Source organism: Helicobacter sp. MIT 05-5294 (assembly GCF_000765675.1).
GTDB lineage: Bacteria > Campylobacterota > Campylobacteria > Campylobacterales > Helicobacteraceae > Helicobacter_D.
In genome coordinates this window covers 22,855-40,597 of the sequence record NZ_JRPA02000007.1, presented here as the reverse complement: position 1 = coordinate 40,597, position 17,743 = coordinate 22,855, and the positions used below count along the sequence as shown (strand labels likewise).

Genomic DNA, 17,743 nt, shown 5'->3' with positions numbered 1-17,743 from the left:
AGTAGGAAAAATGAAGAATCTGAAAATGTTTGTTAAATTATTTTTGGGTGTATTTTGTGGTGTTGTTTTATTTATGGGTTGCTCTAAAGAAGATAAAACCAATGCGCAACAACAGAATATGACAATCCCCGTAAATACTCATAAAGTGCAAGTTCAAGATGTGCAAATTAGCTTTGAATACCCCTCCAAACTTACAAGTTTGCAAAGTGTAGAGATTTATGCGCGTGTTGAAGGGACATTGTTGGCTCAAAATTTCGTTGAAGGAAGCCTTGTTAAAGAGGGTGATAAGCTTTTTAAGATTGACCCAGCGAAATATCAAGCAAATGTAAATATGGCAAAAGCGCAGTTGCTTACTGCTCAAGCGAATTTAAGGGCTGCAAGTCGTGATTGGAAAAGAGCAAAAGCACTCTTTGAAAAAAAAGCTCTTAGCCCAAAAGAATACGATTTAGCACAATCTACTTATGAAGAAGCAAGTGCGGCTGTGGCAAGTGCTAAGGCGAATTTGGATAATGCGATGATTGATTTGGGCTATACCGATGTGATTGCACCTGCAAGTGGCAAGATTAGTATGAAGCGTTATGATATTGGGGATTTAGTAGGGAAAACAGGCGCGGACAATGTGCTAACTACAATCACGCAGTTAGATCCTATCCATGCAGAATTTTCAATTCCAAGCAATGATTATTATTTTGTGCGCACTTTGAATTATGAAAATGTCAAAGCCATTTATCTTATGCCCGATGGAATGCCTTATGAAAGGGAGGGGAAACTAGATTTTATTGATAGTGTTTTAGAAGCAAGCACTGCGACGATTAAAGCGCGTGCGATTGTGGAGAATCCCGAGCATTTGCTAGTTCCCGGAGAGTTTTCGCGCATTCGTTTAGAGGGAATCGTCGCGAAAGATTCCATTGTGATTCCACAAGTTGCATTAATGCAAGACGCTAAAGGAAGTTATGTGTATAAATTTGTTGATGGCAAAGCGCAACAAACTCCGGTAGTTTTGGGTTATAATGTAGGCAACAATGTGATTATTAAGAGTGGTTTAAATGATGGTGATGTTGTGATTACTAGTCAGTTAATCAAAATACGACCCGGTGCTGCTGTAACGCCTATCAACCAATCACCAAAGCCTTAAGAGGGGTTCTAAATGTTTTCTAAGTTTTTTATAGAACGCCCTGTTTTGGCGATGGTAATGTCTATTATCATCGTGATTTCAGGTGCTTTATCCGCCTTTTCTTTAGCGGTAGAAGAGTATCCGCAAGTAACGCCTCCGCAAGTTGTAGTGCAGGCGACTTATCCGGGTGCGAGTGCGGAAACGATTTCGCGTAATGTGGCGAGTGTGCTTGAAGATAGCATCAATGGGGTGGAGAACATGATTTATATGCAAAGCTCCTCTACTTCTAGTGGTTCTTTGAGTATTAATGTCTATTTCACTCAAGAAACAGACCCTGACCAAGCAACGATTAATGTCAATAACCGCGTTCAAGCAGTGTTGAGTAAATTGCCTCAAGAAGTGCAACGCTATGGGGTAACGGTGGATAAGAGAAGCTCCACGATTCTAGCGGTTTATGCGGTGTATTCTGATTTACCCAATCAAGATATTACTTATATTGCCAACTATGTTTCTATCAACATCTTAGATGAGCTTAAGCGTGTACCGGGTGTTGGAGATGCGACTTTGTTTGGTTTGCAAGATTACTCTATGCGTATTTGGCTTTCTCCAGATAAATTGCTTAAATACAATCTCACGCCCTCCGAGGTCATTGCACGAGTGCAGGAGCAAAACTCACAATTTGCTGCGGGGTATTTTGGAAGTGAGCCGGTGCGCAGTGATTTGGAATTTACCTATAGCGTTACAACAAAAGGGCGTTTTAGCGACGCAAAAGAGTTTGAAGAGATTTTAATTCAAACCAATGATGATGGTTCTGCTTTGCGTTTAAAAGATCTTGCACGCATTGAATTGGGGGCGGAAGATTATAGTGTTTCAGGCTTTTATAAGATGAAACCAGCGGTTGCTTTTGGGGTTTTCTTACAGCCCGGAGCAAATGCGCTTAATGTCGCAGATGGTGTATCTCAAAAGCTAGAGGAGCTTTCTAGGTCTTTCCCTGATGGTATGCAATACGCAGTGCCTTATGATACAACGAAATTCGTAAAAGTTTCTATTGGGGAAGTGATTAAGACTTTTATAGAAGCCATTATTCTAGTTGTAATTGTTATTTATTTCTTCTTGCAGAATTTCCGAGCGACGATTATCCCCGTCATTGCGGTGCCGGTTTCTATTATTGGTTCTTTTGCGGGAATGTATTTGTTGGGATTCTCTATTAACCTCTTGACACTTTTTGGTTTGATTCTTGCTATTGGAATCGTAGTAGATGATGCGATTATCGTGATTGAAAATGTGGAGCGGTTGATTCATACCGAGAAGCTTAGCGTTAAAGACGCGACAATTAAAGCAATGGAGGAGATTCAAAGCCCGGTAATTGCCATTGTGCTAGTGCTTTCAGCAGTGTTTATCCCGGTGGCATTTATCGGAGGATTCTCGGGAGAAATTTATAAGCAATTCGCGATTACTATTGTCGTATCCGTTGTGATTTCAGGATTTGTTGCTTTGACGCTCACGCCCGCACTTTGCGTTTCGATTCTTAAAACCAAAGAACCCAAGCCTTTTTATATTGTGAAGAAATTTAATAATTTCTTTGATTGGCTTACACATAAATTCACCGATAAAGTCGCGCATACGATTCGTAGAGGCACTTTGTATGTGTTGTTGTTTTTTGGATTACTTGCTATTACGGTTGGGCTTTTTACGCGTGTGCCAACAGGGCTTGTGCCATCAGAAGATAAAGGAATCCTGTTGGTTTCTATGCAACTACCCCCCGCTACTGCTAAGAGCAAAACAACAGAAATGGTGGATTTTGTCGGAAAATATGTTTTAGATAATCCAAATATTGAAGGCGTTTTGACTTTGTCGGGTTATGATATGATTTCAAGTGCGGTGAGAAGCCATGGAGCGACTGCGTTTGTCCAGCTAGAAGATTGGAAACAAAGAAAACAAGCAAATCAGAGTTCCCAAGCCTTAGCAGGTGAATTTACAGGGCAATTAATGCAATATCCCAATGCGATTATTTTTGCACTGAATCCTCCGCCAATTATGGGGCTTAGCTTGACTGATGGGTTTGAAATGTATATCCAAAGCCGCACCGGTGCTTCCACAGAAGAATTGCAAAAAGCCACACAGCTAGTTTTAGAGGCAGCGCAAAAGCGTCCAGAGCTTACAGGAGTGCGCACGACTTTAAGTGTGAATGTGCCACAATATTATGTGGATTTGGACAGAGAAAAGGCTAAGGCTATGGGCGTGAATGTTAGTGATGTCTTTACAACACTTCAAGCGACTTTTGGCGCGTATTATGTCAATGACTTTAACCTTTTTGGGCGCACTTATAAGGTAAATATCCAATCTGAAAGCCCCTTTAGGGAAACTCCGGAAGATTTGCGCAATGTTTTTGTGCGCTCCACCAATGGGGAATTAGTCCCAATTAGCGCATTGGTCAGTTATGAGCGCGTGATTGGTCCGGATATTTTGGAGAGATTCAACCTTTTCCCTGCAGCGAAACTTATGGGAGATGCTACACAAGGCTATTCATCAGGGGACGCACTTTTGGCGATTGAACAAGTGGCAGAAGAAGTATTGCCAGAAGGATATTCTGTGGCATTCTCCGGAAGTTCTTATCAAGAAAAGGCAAGTAGCGGAACGGGTGCGGTGGCTTTTGTATTTGGGCTTGTGTTTGTATTCTTGATTCTAGCGGCACAATACGAGCGATGGCTTATGCCTTTAGCAGTTGTTACTGCTGTGCCATTTGCGGTATTTGGGGCGATTTTTGCAACTTGGCTTAGAGGCTTAAATAATGATATTTACTTCCAAGTTGGCTTGATTACACTCATTGCGTTAGCGGCAAAAAATGCGATTTTGATTATTGAATTTGCAATGCAAGCGCGTGAGTATGAGGGCAAAGATATTTATGATTCCGCAGTAGAAGCAGCTAGACTTAGATTCCGCCCGATTGTAATGACTTCTCTTGCATTTACTATTGGTGTTTTTCCTCTTGCGATTAGCACAGGAGCAGGGGCGGCTAGTCGTCATGCGATTGGGACAGGGGTAATTGGAGGAATGTTAGCCGCGACTTTTATCGCGACTTTCTTTATCCCACTATTCTATACTTATTTTGCAAGATTAAGCGAATTTATTGCATCTTTTAGGAGCAAACATGATTAAGAGTTTTAAATTTTGTTTTTATATTGCTTTGCTTACGATTGTAGGAAGCGGGTGTTCGCTTTCTCCTAAATATGTGCAGCCTACAACAGGTTTGCCGGATTCCAAAGAGGCGATACAAGCAGCACAAGAAATAGCAATCTCTCAAAAATGGTGGGAAGATTTTGGAGATGAGACGCTAAATCGCTTTGTAGAAGAAGCATTAAATAATAATTATGATTTCTTGGTTGCAATGCAGAGAGTAGAACAAGCGCGTAGTCAATGGAGCTATGCTAGAAGTGATCGTTATCCTAATATTCAGGCAAGTGGTGAGGCTTTAAAGAATCGCAAGAATCCAACACTTGGAAAAGTGGAGAATTACAATAACTTTTCTCTAAGCGCGATTTTGAACTTTGAACTTGATTTGTGGGGGAGGGCTAGAGATGCAGATAGACGAGCTTTAGCGCAGCTTTTTGCAATCAAGGCAAATCGTGATATGGTGCGTTTAAGTCTCGTTGCTAGTGTTGTGGAAAGTTATTTTGGAATCCTAACACTTAATAATCAAGTGCAAATTTCTCAAGATACTCTAAAAAGTCGTGAGGAAAATTACGAATACCGCAAAAAAGAGTTTGATGTGGGAAAAATTTCAGAGATTGATATGCAACAAGCGAAATCTGAAATGGCAAGTGTTAGGGCGCAGTTGCAAAGTATTTTGATGGAGCAAAATTCCGCACAAAGTGCCTTTTTGATTCTACTTGGACGCGATGGCGCAGGAGTGTTTGCAAATGAGATTCCAACACAGCCGCAGGAATTACCCAATCCTCCAACGATTGAAGCGGGATTGCCTTCAACGATTTTGGAGAAACGACCCGATATTGAAGCAGCAGAGCAGAATCTCAAAGCTGCGAATTTTAATATCGGAATCGCAAGAAGTGCTTATTTCCCTACAATTTCTCTCACAGGGCTTTTTGGCTATGTTAGTCCGCAGTTAAACGAGCTGATAAGCACTTCTAATTCTACATGGAATTTTGGTGGGAATTTTATCGGCAATGTGATTGATTTTGGGCGCACAAACGCGAATATTGATTTGGCAAAATCACAATATGAAGAAATGGTGTTAAACTATGGACAAACTTTGCGCACAGCATTTGGAGAAGTGCGTGAGAGCTTGTTTAACTACCAAATGACAGGTGAAAAGTTGGTAAGCTTAGATGAGCAAGTTTTGGCATTAAAGCGGACATTGGAGCTTGCAGACTTGCGCTATGGCGAGGGCTATACGAACTATCTTGAAGTTTTAAACACGCAAAGTTCGCTTTTTGGCGCGGAATTAAATCAACAAAGCGCAAAATTAGAAACTTTAAGTGCCGCAATTAGCCTTTATAAAGCTTTTGGTGGGGGTTGGGATAAAGCGAGTTATCAAGAAGAGGAATAATCCTCGCAAAAACACAGCTTCAATATCTTCTAAAAAGATGTTGCGATTCTATGGCTTGGCATAAAATGCAGAATCCCAAAAGATTCTGCTAGAATTGCAGAATCTCCTAATAAAATTCCTTATTTACCATTCTTTTAAGCAAGATTTTGTTATGCTACCTTGCTAAAATTTTATATCCGCCCACAAAATGGCAAACAACTTTAAAACAGCTTTGATTTAGGAGTTTATGATGAATGAAGCAAAATCAATTTGGATGGACGGCAAGTTAGTTGCTTGGAAAGAAGCAAATGTCCATATTTTAACTCATACTTTGCATTATGGAAATGGTGTATTTGAAGGCACGAGAGCTTATAAAACTGATAAAGGTATGGCGATTTTTCGTCTTAAAGAACATACAAAGAGACTTTTAAATTCTGCCAAGATTGTAGCTATTAATGTGCCTTATACACAAGAAGAGCTTGAACAAGCGCAAATTGAATTGTTGAAAGACAATCAATTCCCAAGCAATGCCTATATTCGCCCTTTGATTTATTTGGGCTATGGTGTGATGGGTGTTTATCACAAAAAAGCACCGGTAAGAGTAGCGATTGCTGCGTGGGAATGGGGTGCATATCTTGGTGATGAGGGTTTAGAAAAAGGGATTCGCGTGAAAACTGCCTCTGTGGTTAGAAATTCTGCGAAATCACTTTTTGGCAAAGCAAAAGCTTGTGGTAATTATCTAAACTCACAAATGGCGAAGTTTGAAGCGATTGAATGTGGCTATGAAGAGGCTTTGTTGTTAGATGATAGTGGAATGATTGCAGAGGGTAGCGGAGAATGCTTCTTCATTGTGAGAAATGGGACTTTGATTACTCCTCCAAGTGATAGTGCGCTAGAATCCATCACGCAAGATTCCGTGATACAGATTGCGAAGACTTTAGGGATTCCAGTAGAGAGACGCAATATTACGCGTGATGAAGTTTATATCGCCGACGAAGCATTCTTTACCGGCACTGCGGCGGAAGTTACCCCGATTTGCGAATTAGACGCGCGTGTGATTGGCAATGGCAAACGCGGTGAGGTAACACATAAACTCCAAAACGCATTTTTTGATGTGGTTTATGGGCGCAATGAGAGATTTGCTCATTGGCTTACTTATATTAAATAAAGGTCATCTATGCCGATTGATTTAAATGAACATTTAAGACAGAAAAACAAGAATTATCAGCACCCCAATAAGGATTCTAATAATGGGGGTGGAGATAATGGAGGAAACAATGGGAATCATGGATTTCAAGCTCCCAAAATGCCTAGCTTTAGTATGCCAAATGGCAGGAAGATGGCGGGATTGTATGTGTTGGCAATTCTTGTGATTCTATTTTTCTTGCTAAAGCCTTTTACAATCATTAATAGTGGGGAAGTAGGTGTGAAAATCACCACGGGGGAATTTGATCCTACCCCCTTGCAACCGGGCATTCATTTCTATATTCCGGGTATTCAAAGAATTATTGCTGTGAATACAAAGGTTAGAATCGCGGAATTTACAAGCGTGGAGACTTCAAGCTATCGGAATCGCGATGAGGGGAGTTTGAGAAACCAAGCGATTAGCGTATTGGATTCTAGGGGTTTGTCTGTTTCCGTGGAACTTGCAGTGCAGTATAGATTAGATCCTTTAAGTGTGCCACAAACTATTGCGACATGGGGGCAAAATTGGGAAGAAAGAATTATTACTCCTGTGATTCGTGAAATCGTGCGGAATGTTGTAGGAAGTTTCCCTGCAGAGGAATTGCCTACCAAACGCAATGAAATTGCAACGCTGATTGATGAAAAATTCCGCGAAAATATCAATGGGCTTGAAAATCGCCCTGTGGAGCTAGTTTCTATCCAGCTAACAGAAATTGTTTTGCCTATTGCCATTAAAGAGCAAATTGAACGCGTACAAGTTGCACGACAAGAAGCGGAACGCGCAAGATATGAGGTAGAACGCGCAAAGCAAGAAGCAGAAAAAAAAGCTGCACTTGCTAAAGGGGTCGCCGATGCGACGATTATTGAAGCAGACGCACAAGCAAAAGCGAATCGTTTGATTAGCCAAAGCCTTAATGCTCCGCTATTGCAATTACGACAAATTGAAGTGCAGGGTAAATTTAATGAAGCGTTGCAAAATAATCGTGATGCCAAGATATTTTTAACACCCGGCGGAGCGACACCAAATATTTGGTTGGATTCCAAAGATAGCCAACGCTCCTCTTCTATAAGTCGTTAAGGATTCTAGGTGCAAGAGATTCTAAAGTCTATTGCGTGGGAAAAGCTTAATGGCTTAATTCCTGTTGTGGTGCAAGATTATCAAACGCAAGCGGTGCTTATGCTTGCTTTTATGAACAAAGAGGCGTTGGAGTTGAGTTTGCAAAGTGGATTTGCGCATTATTTTTCGCGCTCCAAAGGACGCATTTGGAAAAAGGGTGAGCAAAGCGGACATACGCAAAAAATCCACGAAGTTTTGCTAGACTGCGACAAAGATAGTTTGCTTTTGAAAGTGGAGCAAAAGGGCGTGGCTTGTCATAGTGGCGTGATGAGTTGCTTTTTTAACGCAATTACCATACAAGGAATTGTGGTAGATTTGTCTTTGCCACAGAAAGATATGAGTGCAGTTTATGGAGCTGTGGATTCTCTCTATCATATTTTACAAGAGCGTAAGGGTGCGGATTGTAAGACTTCTTATACGGCGTCGCTTTATAGTAAGGGCGAGAATACAATCGCGAAAAAAATCGTTGAAGAAGCGGCGGAACTTGGGTTTGCTATTAAAGACAAAGATTCCAAAGAAATCATTTATGAAGCCGCAGATTTGCTTTACCATGCTTTAGTGGGGCTTAGTTTCCGCGATATTTCTCCTGATTTGGTGCGACAAGAATTAGCGCGCCGCTTCGGTTTGAGCGGGATTGAAGAGAAAAACTCGCGGAATCGCAATGAGGATTTATTAAAATAAAGGGATTTTATTTAATGAATGAAATGAAAAATCATTTGATGACTTTTTTAGATGTTGCAAATTATTTTTCTTTGCCCGATTATTTGGTGCTTAGTTGCATTTTTTTAATGATTTTGTTGTTTTTTTTGTTGAGTGTTGCATTGCGTTTTAATGCGATTGTTGCGACTTTGACTTTCCTTATTAGTGGAATCTTGCTTTTTAGTGCGCCTTTTTTGTATCAGATGATTATGGAATCCTATCTTAAGCAAATAGATTTGACTTTGTTTCATAATGAACGATTGCATTATGATGGCGCGTATTTCGTGGAAGGGCAATTCACAAATGTGGGTTTGTTGGATTTTAGAGGTTGTGTGTTGAGTGTGAATTTTATCCCTGCAGGACTGAAAAAACACAAACGCATTAAATATCAAATCAAGCCGCAATATCTTCATATAGAAAATTACAAGATTCCGCTTAAAAAGTTAGAATCTATGGAGTTTAAGCTGATTATCCCCTCTCCAAAAGAAAATATGGATTTTATTATGGAGACTAAAGGGGCTTGTTATTAAAGCAAAAGATGTGCTATGAAAATCGTAATTAGCATTGGGGATTGTAATGGGGTGGGTTTGGAGATTCTACTCGCTAATCATAAGCGAGTTTCTAAGCTTTGCACACCGCTTTATTGTGCAGAGGAAGCTCTCTTAAAAGAAGCCGCACGAAAACTGAAGATAAAATACCCAAAATCGCTAAAGTGCATTGCTCCAAATGCCAAGATTCCGCCTATTAAACCTGCAAAGATTTGCGCGGAAAGTGGCGCGTATTCATATGAAAGCTTTTTAACTGCGCTAGATTGGACGCTTCAAGGCAAAACTAAAGCACTCGTTACTTTGCCAATCCATAAAAAAGCTTGGCAATTAGCTGGGATTCCTTATGCGGGGCATACAGAGGCGATGCGCGCATTGCTAAAACCACAGCAGAATCCAGCCATTATGGTATTGGGTTCTCCAAAGCTCTATGTCGCGCTTTTTACAGACCATATACCGCTAAAATGCGTCGCGCAATCCATTGATGCGCAATCCCTTAAAAACTTCTTGCTTAGTCTTGCGCCACATATCACTAAAGCTCCCTGTGGTGTACTTGGACTGAATCCTCACGCGGGGGATTTTGGCGTCTTAGGAGATGAAGAAGAGGCAATTACACAAGCAATCAAGGAAGCCAATAACGCGCTTAAACAAAGGCTCTTTGTCGGACCTCTTGTGCCAGATACAGCATTTGTTGGTAAGCATTTGCGTTATTATGTTGCAATGTATCACGATCAAGGATTGATTCCTTTGAAGACTTTGTATTTTAAAGAAAGCATTAATTTGACTTTGAATCTGCCTATTATTCGCACTTCAGTAGATCATGGCACGGCTTTTGATATTGCTTATCAACACAAAGCAGATTCTACAAGCTATCTCAATGCAGTGCGTGAGGCGGTTTTTCGTGTGAAAATACAAGAGGGCAAAACTATCAAAAAGTAAAGCTTTAAATTAATCTTGATAAGATTCAGTTTTAAAATTTCCACATTAAAGAGGGTGGATTTGTTGGTGTATTTTAAAGATTCTACACACTTTGATGAAATTTGTTGCAAGATGGAAAGATTAAGATTCTTGATTAATCCATACATTTTAAGGATTGGAGTCCTTATGGATTTATGGATTCTTGGAGAGAGTGTTTGAGCTGCAAATAATATGCTTGTCCAAAGCTGATTCCGCCATCATTGCAAGGGATTTTAGAAGACAAATAGACTTGTTTATCCGATAATGCTTCTAAGGTGAGGCGCGTTAAAAGTGCATTTTGGAAACACCCGCCACTTAGGGCGATACAAGGAGAATCTTTGGCGATTTGTGCAATAATTTGTGCAAGAGTATAATGGAAATTTAGTGCAATTTGTGGCAATGGAATCGCATGGCATAAATCTTGATGGATTGCCTTGATAATGGGTTGCCAAAGGATAATGTTGTTTTGTATTTCAAAGGGATAGGCTTGTGGGATTCCATTCTTTACTGCAAGGGATTCTAAAATCATTCCACCCTCTCCTTCATAATCGGTTTTGAAACAAACGCCACAAAGCGCACTCACTGCGTCAAACAATCTTCCCACCGAATCACAAAGGACTTTTGCGCTAGATTGGTGAAGCTTATAAAAAGTCTCTAAAATCGTGGGATTAAATTCTTCTTTAAGGGATTCCAATAAGGGCAAATCTAGTTTTATAGAATCTTCTTTAAATGCGCAAAATAGGACTTCTATCCCAAGTCTTCTAATGTCTTTGATTGCCTTTTCTCCGCCCAAAAGAGCGAAGTGGTCAAAATGGGCAAGACGAGAAAATTCTAAGGGTTTTTTGGGATTCCATTGTAAAAACTCGCCACCCCATATTGTCTTGTCTATGCCATAGCCTGTGCCATCAAAAATGACGCCTAAAACCTCGCAATCAATGGAGTTTTCGGCGATATTGGAAAGTAAATGCGCAAAATGATGTTGGACAAAATAGGTTTGCATATTTGCTTCCACTAGATTCCTTTGTGTGTAGTTGGGGTGCAAATCTAGTGCGCAAGAATCTAGCTTGGTTTGGTATTGTGTGCAAAAAAGCTGTTGGGTGTGAGTGAAATTCTCCAAACTTGCTAGATTATCCAAATCCCCTAAATGCGGACTTAAGAGTATTTTGTCTCTAAAATGCAGACAAAAAGTCGCCTTTTGTTGCGCTCCTAAGCCGATAAAGCTTTTGGAAGAATTAGCGGTTTTTGGCAAAGAAATATCACATAAAAACCCTCTTGCGCGTCTTAAAATCTGCATTTTTTCCGTGCGGTTTGGAATTCCAAAATGCCGCACTAAACTATCATCAATGGCATTGAAAATATCCCGATTAAAAAACAGCACACCATCGCAAACTTCCCCTAAATTCTTCAAGATAGTACCAAAGTCTTTAATAATTGGTTCTCCACTGATGTTTGCGCTTGTAAAAATGAGCGGGAAATCTAGTGCATTGACTAGCAAATAATGCAAAGCAGTGTAGGGCAAGATAATGCCCAAAGTATCTAAATTTGGCGCAATCAAAGAAAAAGGCAAAGTGGAATCTTGGTAATAAGAAGTATTGGGAGATTCTGTGAGGTTATTGGGAAGTTTCGCCTGTGCGAGGAGGATTGGTGCACTTGGCGCGTTTAGAATCTCCTTTTGTTGTGCGTTTAAAATCGCATATTTTTCTGCCATTGTGAAGTCTTTGCATAGAATCGCAAAGGGTTTTCTTGGGCGGTACTTCCGTTTTCTAAGCTCACAAATTGCTTGAGGATTGAGCGCGTTGCAAATAAGTGTATATCCCCCGATTCCTTTGAGGGCTAGGATTTTGCCATTTTTTAAGGCTTCAATAGCCTTTTCTAAGGGGTTTAGAGTTAGATGTGGATTTTGGGATTCTAAAATCTCGCAAAGCCTAGAATCTGGCAATGAAAAAAATTCTTTGAGATTCATAAAATCCTTTAAATTATCCGCGTAAAATAATTTTGGTCCGCAAACTTGACAGCAGTTAATTTCTGAATGGAATCTGCGCGAATTTGGGTCATCGTATTCATCTTGGCATTCTTTGCACATTAAGAAACGATTCATCGCAGTGTTTTTTCTATCATAGGGCAAAGAGGATATGAGACTATAGCGTCCTCCGCAGTTTGTGCAGCTAATAAAGGCATAACCAAAGCGGCGATTATTGGAATCCAACAATTCTTGCAAACAATCTTGACATAGGGCAATATCGGCTGGAATCGTAGCACTTAAAGGAGAATTTCGCTCACTTTGTTGGATTGTAAAATTTGGGTAGATGGTTTGGGTTGGGATCCTAGAATGGGCAAAATGTGTGATTTTTGCAGCACTTGGGGGATTTTGTAGGGCTTTGGTGAAGTTCTCTAAATCCTCTTTTTTGCCTTGAGCGAGGATAAAAACTCCCTGCGTATCGTTGCGCACAAAGCCTTGAATATGGTGCTTTATAGCAGTTTGATAGACAAAAGGACGGAATCCCACTCCTTGCACTACTCCTTGCAGACGAAACTCATAAGTTAGAGGCTTTATCGTGGATTTAGATTGTCCGATTCCATTCATTTTCAAACTCTTTTTATTTTTTAAAATATAGAATTTTAAAATATTTTTGATTAGGATTTGGATAATGTTAAAAGGAATTTATGCAATTAGCGATACGCGTTTGACGCCAAAAAACACAATAGAACAATCTCTGCAAAAAGCGATTCTTGGAGGGATTGAGATTTTTCAGCTGCGTGATAAAGAAAGTGGTGAGGAGGAAATCGCAAGGCTTTGTCAGACATTGGGGCAAATTTGCAAGGAGAATTGCGTTCTTTTTGTGTTGAATGATAAGGTAGAATTGGCGATTCGTTTTAATGTGGAGGCTTTGCATATTGGCAAAAAGCCCGATGATACCCCTTATACTTTGGAGGAGTTGCGTCAGATTCGCGCTAAATATCGTGGAATCTTGGGCGTTTCTTGCTATGGGAGCTTAGAGTTGGCATTAAATGCAAAGAAAGCTGGAGCGGATTATGTGGCTTTTGGAGCTTGTTTTAGCTCTCCCACAAAGCCTAAGGCAAAAAGGATTGATTTGAGATTATTTGAGAATTTTAGCGCAATGCCAAATCCGATTCCTACTTGTGCGATTGGCGGAATCAATGCAGAGAATATTGCGCAATTAAAATCCGCACAAATGGTGGCGTGTATTAGCAGTATTTGGCAAGGAAATATTGAGCAAAACATCAAGAATCTTAAGGCAAATTGGCGCGGTTAAAGAAAGCGTTAGCTTTCTTTAAAGATTATCACTTCATAGGAGCTTTGTTTTTTGACAACTGATTTGCTTGGTTGATTTGCCTTAAGCTTTTCTAAGCTAAGGTGCAATTCTTCAATCTCTTTATCTTGCTCATCTAGCTTGTCTTTGAGACGCAAAATAATATCAACTCCTGCAAGATTGACGCCTAAATCTCGTGTCAAGCGCAGAATCATTTTGATTTTATCAATATCGCGTTGGGAATAAAGGCGCATTTTGCCATCGGTTCTTCCCGGCTCTACTAAGCCTTCGCGTTCGTATTGGCGCAGTGTTTGGGGGTGAATAGCTAGAATTTTAGCAACCACACTAATCAGATAAACAGGTTCATCATAACTATACATAAAAACTCCTATAAGTATTTTTCAAGTGCGTTTTTAAGTTCGTTTGGCATAGAATCGCAATCAGGCAAAATGATATTTGCTTCCAAATATAAATCGCCATAAGTTTTTGTTTTGCGATTGAATGCGCCAAGCTCTTTTACGCGGAATCGTTGGGCATTTTTGGTGTTTTTGGGTATTTTTAAAGTAATAGTTTTTTGCAAAGTTTCAATTTCAATTTTGCCACCAAATAACGCAATTTTAAGCGGTAAATCAAATTTTTTAGTCAAATCATCGCCCTCTTGCTTGTATTGTGGGTGGGGTGCTACACTGACTTTAAGGAGTAAATCACCGCTTTGTGCTCCTAAACTTTGTCCTTTGCCCTTAAGGCGAATCGTCTCGCCATTTTTAATTCCTGCTGGGATTTTAATATCATAATGATTACCTTGCACTTGGACGCTATGTTTGCCGCCCAAAACAGCGGTTACAAACGGAATCGTAACTTGCGCATTGATGTCTAGGTTGGGTTGGTTGCGTGTGTTAGAGAAGTTAAATCCATTGCTGCTAAAGCCATTGAATCCCGAGCTACCGAAATTTGCCCCGCCAAATCCACCAAATCCGCCACTAAAAATTTGGCTTAAAATATCATCTAAATTGACATTGCCTTGCCCTCTTGCAAAATCATGGAAATTTTGTCCGCCAAACATAGAATCCCCAAATTGGTCGTATTGTTTGCGCTTATTGGCGTCGCTTAGAATCTCATAAGCGGCATTAATTTCTTTAAATTTCTCTTCCGCACCCGCGTCTTTGTTGATGTCGGGGTGATATTTTCTTGCTAAACGACGATAAGATTTTTTAATTTCTTCGCTACTTGCGTCTTGAGAGACTTCAAGTGTTTCATAAAGACTTTTTGACATTTCTGATTCCTTAAAATAATTCAAAACTTTTAGTTTATTATATAATAAAACTTTAGTTTATGTCAATCAACTTTGAAGAGAAAATCTTGACAAAAAAGAATGCAAAGAAAGAATCTTGGGTTTTTTTTGGGATTCTATTTTTTGGGTTGCTTTTGTTATAATTACAATTTTTGGAGGAATCTATGCAATATCCGCTTTTATGTTTGAGCGCAAGTGCGGGAAGTGGCAAAACTTATCAACTCACTATGCGTTATTTGAATTTATTGCTTTTAGGTGCAAAACCATCAAGTATTTTGACGATTACTTTTACCAAAAAAGCCGCCAAAGAAATGGAAGAAAGAATCCTAAAAAAGATTAAAGAACTTTATGATAATAAAAATAACAGAGATTATATTAATAATTTTGAGTTTATTACTATCAAAGATGAACAAGATTGGCAAAAATGGCAAGATAAAATCCATCAAGTTTATCATGAGTTTTTGCGCGAAGATTTGAAAATTACCACAATTGATGCGTTTTTCCAAAAAATCTTGAAGAATTTTTGTTGGTATGTGGGCGTGGAATATGATTTTGAGCTACAAGAAGAGGACTTGGATACAATTACAGAGATTTTTTTGTCCCATTTAAAAGAATCGGATTTTGAGCGAATCTTAGAGATTTGTTACCATAAGAAGCAAAGCTTAAAAAGCATTTTGGATTTATGTGTGTTTTTGGATTTTTTTAAAGAAATGTTGGATTCTTCTTTGTTTGTTTATGAAATTTTGGAAAAAAACGCCCAACGAGTGGAATTGCAAAAAAACACTAAAGAAATGGCAATGCAATACGCAAATGCCCTGAAAGAGACTTATTATAATACAAAGGGAGAGATTCCGAGTAGTTTGGATTTCAAGGATTTTAAAGGCTTGTTGGACAAAGGCAAAACTTGGCTGACAAAGGAAAATATCAACGATTATAGAGGCTTTAAAACAATTCCTTTTAAAACAGAAGATTTTGTGCTGTTAAAAAAGGCAGTCCATCAAGTCTTGCTTGAAGAAGAAGCAGAATATTTAGCGCAAGTTTATCGGATTTTTCAGTGTTTTTTGAATGCAAAAGAACAATACTATCGGCAAAAAAATTGTTTGAGCTTCAATGCGGTGGCTTCTAAAGTCTATGATTTATTAGCAAAAAATCTCATTAACAAAGATTTTTTGTATTTTAGACTAGATAGCACACTAAGCCATATTTTAATTGATGAATTTCAAGATACAAGTGTTTTGCAATATGAGATTCTAAAGCCGCTGATTGAGGAGATTAAAGGCGGAATCGGGCAGAAGAATTTTGAACGAAGCTTTTTTTATGTCGGAGATATTAAGCAGTCTATTTATCGTTTTCGTGGAGGGAATCCAGAGCTGTTTAAAGTCGCAAGTCTTGGAATGGAATCCCAGAATTTGGAAGAAAATTATCGGAGTGCTAAGTTTGTCGTAGAGTTTGTGAATAAGGTTTTTAAAGATAATATTGAGGATTTTATCCCGCAGATTCCAAAGGCAGAGGAAGAGGGCTATGTCGGTGTGCAAATGTGCGAAGAAGAGAATCTTTATTTGGAAGTTTTTAAGACATTAGAATCCCTTAAGGTGTTGGGTGCAATAGAAGAAGAGATTGCAATTTTAGTGTTTGATAATCAATCTGTCGTAGAGTTGGCGCAGTTTTTGCAAGAAAAGGGCGTAAAAGTAGTGATTGATACAAGTGCGAAACTCATTAATCATAACGAAGTGCGCGCACTCATTGAGATTCTGAAGTTTATCCAAACAAAAAACATTCAATACGAGCAAGAATTTTTTATGCTTTTAGGGCTGGAGATTACGGAATCTAGTCGTAAAGATTTGGAGAGTTTTTTGGATTCTATTGTGCGGATTAAAGAACCTGCAAAAGTTTTGCTAAAGATTATGAAATTCTATCGCATTGCAAGTTTAAGTGCGAAGAAATTTTTGGAATCTTCTTTACAATTTTCTACGATAGAGGAGTTGCTAGAGCAGGTGGAATCCTTTGCTTTAGATGTTATTTCTAGCGATTTTTCCGGGATTGTGATTATGACGATTCATAAGTCTAAAGGATTGGAGTTTGAAAATGTGCTTGTGGTAGATAGAGGGAAGACGACTAATAATCGGCATCAGAGAATTCTTTTTGAATTAAAAGATGATGGAGTTGGGATTCAAAGAATATTCCAATATTCCAACAAAGAGATTAGTAGCCTTAGAAGTGCCTTAGATGAGGAGTATCAAAAAGCCTTAATCAAAGAAGAATCTCTGCATATAAAGGATTTGAAAAACCAACTTTATGTCGCACTCACACGCGCGAAAAACACGATGAATCTTTTTTGTCTGAACGAAAAAAGTGCCTTTGAAACTTTGGGGCTAGATACGCAAGAATTGGGGGATTTGAAAGAAGCAATAAGAATCCAAATCCAAAACCGACAAAAAATACAACACATAGAATCCAAAGAGGCTTTTTATGCGACTGCGTCCGCTCCATTGAGCTTGGAAAATCTAGGAAGACAACAAGAAATGTATGTGGGAGAAGATGCGTTAGAATCCAATAAAGATAATGAAGAGAGAGAACAGGGGAATTTAAAAGCAATTTATTATGGAATCGCACTGCATTTTGTGATGGAACAAAAGATTCAAAACAAGCTGTGCGATGAGTTGATTTTGGAGCTTTTAGATAACCAAATGGGATTTTATTTGGAGCGAGTAGATTTGCAAAAAATCATTACGCAATGTAATTTTGTATTAAAAAATCAAAAATTAATTGAAATTTTGGCTAAAGGAAGTGTAAAATGTGAAATTCCTTTCTTGTCTAGTGGTAGGCAAAAGCGTTTAGATCTTCTCATCGTAGGAGAGAAAGAAGCATTTATCGTGGATTACAAGAGTGGCGCACCAAAAGAATCTCATAGAATACAAGTGCGCGAATATATGGAATCCGTTAATGCGATATTGAATAAAAAAGCTTATGGGTATATTTTTTACACACAAGGCAAGGGAAGATTAGTTGAAGTTTAG

At 39.1% G+C, this 17,743-nt stretch carries 13 protein-coding genes; 10 read left to right on the top strand and 3 right to left on the bottom strand.

Features of this window, described 5'->3' with window-relative positions:
- Nucleotides 1–25 precede the first annotated feature (25 nt).
- The 8 genes from LS69_RS04885 (at nucleotide 26) to pdxA (ending at nucleotide 10,145) form a co-directional block, all read left to right on the top strand.
- A complete protein-coding gene (locus LS69_RS04885) occupies nucleotides 26–1,135 on the top strand; it encodes an efflux RND transporter periplasmic adaptor subunit (RefSeq protein WP_238699149.1) in 1,110 nt (369 codons plus the stop codon).
- Between the two features lie 12 nt (nucleotides 1,136–1,147).
- Nucleotides 1,148–4,273, top strand: coding sequence for a multidrug efflux RND transporter permease subunit (locus LS69_RS04880; protein WP_138122725.1), 3,126 nt, complete (start codon nucleotides 1,148–1,150; stop codon nucleotides 4,271–4,273).
- On the top strand, nucleotides 4,266–5,681 hold the full coding sequence (locus LS69_RS04875; RefSeq protein WP_138122723.1) for an efflux transporter outer membrane subunit: 1,416 nt from the start codon (nucleotides 4,266–4,268) through the stop codon (nucleotides 5,679–5,681). The genes LS69_RS04880 and LS69_RS04875 overlap by 8 nt, the downstream gene beginning before the upstream one ends.
- A gap of 229 nt (nucleotides 5,682–5,910) precedes the next feature.
- Entirely contained in the window at nucleotides 5,911–6,828 is a 918-nt protein-coding gene (locus LS69_RS04870; RefSeq protein ID WP_138122721.1) for a branched-chain amino acid transaminase, read from the top strand.
- Between the two features lie 9 nt (nucleotides 6,829–6,837).
- Nucleotides 6,838–7,923: a prohibitin family protein gene (locus tag LS69_RS04865; RefSeq protein ID WP_138122719.1), complete on the top strand. Its 1,086-nt coding sequence runs from the start codon at nucleotides 6,838–6,840 to the stop codon at nucleotides 7,921–7,923.
- A 9-nt stretch (nucleotides 7,924–7,932) separates the two neighbouring features.
- Nucleotides 7,933–8,643 carry a bifunctional phosphoribosyl-AMP cyclohydrolase/phosphoribosyl-ATP diphosphatase HisIE gene (gene hisIE, locus LS69_RS04860; protein WP_138122717.1) on the top strand — a complete coding sequence of 237 codons (711 nt, stop codon included), beginning with the start codon at nucleotides 7,933–7,935 and terminating at the stop codon, nucleotides 8,641–8,643.
- 14 nt (nucleotides 8,644–8,657) lie between these two features.
- Nucleotides 8,658–9,191: a DUF2393 family protein gene (locus LS69_RS04855; protein WP_138122715.1), complete on the top strand. Its 534-nt coding sequence runs from the start codon at nucleotides 8,658–8,660 to the stop codon at nucleotides 9,189–9,191.
- A 15-nt stretch (nucleotides 9,192–9,206) separates the two neighbouring features.
- Nucleotides 9,207–10,145, top strand: a complete 939-nt coding sequence (pdxA, locus tag LS69_RS04850) for a 4-hydroxythreonine-4-phosphate dehydrogenase (RefSeq protein ID WP_138122713.1) — start codon at nucleotides 9,207–9,209, stop codon at nucleotides 10,143–10,145.
- A gap of 163 nt (nucleotides 10,146–10,308) precedes the next feature.
- Here pdxA and LS69_RS04845 read toward each other — a convergent pair whose 3' ends face one another.
- Nucleotides 10,309–12,747, bottom strand: a complete 2,439-nt coding sequence (locus LS69_RS04845) for a carbamoyltransferase HypF (RefSeq protein ID WP_138122711.1) — start codon at nucleotides 12,745–12,747, stop codon at nucleotides 10,309–10,311.
- Between the two features lie 64 nt (nucleotides 12,748–12,811).
- Here LS69_RS04845 and LS69_RS04840 point away from each other — a divergent pair, with 64 nt between their 5' ends.
- Nucleotides 12,812–13,438 carry a thiamine phosphate synthase gene (locus LS69_RS04840; RefSeq protein ID WP_194145414.1) on the top strand — a complete coding sequence of 209 codons (627 nt, stop codon included), beginning with the start codon at nucleotides 12,812–12,814 and terminating at the stop codon, nucleotides 13,436–13,438.
- Between the two features lie 8 nt (nucleotides 13,439–13,446).
- Here the strand turns inward: LS69_RS04840 and LS69_RS04835 are convergent, their stop codons facing one another.
- Together LS69_RS04835 and LS69_RS04830 are read right to left on the bottom strand one after the other, a co-directional pair.
- Nucleotides 13,447–13,815, bottom strand: a complete 369-nt coding sequence (locus tag LS69_RS04835) for a helix-turn-helix transcriptional regulator (protein WP_138122709.1) — start codon at nucleotides 13,813–13,815, stop codon at nucleotides 13,447–13,449.
- An 8-nt stretch (nucleotides 13,816–13,823) separates the two neighbouring features.
- Nucleotides 13,824–14,708 (bottom strand): DnaJ C-terminal domain-containing protein, encoded by an 885-nt coding sequence (locus LS69_RS04830; RefSeq protein WP_138122707.1) that lies wholly within the window; start codon nucleotides 14,706–14,708, stop codon nucleotides 13,824–13,826.
- Between the two features lie 182 nt (nucleotides 14,709–14,890).
- Here LS69_RS04830 and LS69_RS04825 point away from each other — a divergent pair, with 182 nt between their 5' ends.
- On the top strand, nucleotides 14,891–17,743 hold the full coding sequence (locus tag LS69_RS04825; protein WP_138122705.1) for a RecB-like helicase: 2,853 nt from the start codon (nucleotides 14,891–14,893) through the stop codon (nucleotides 17,741–17,743).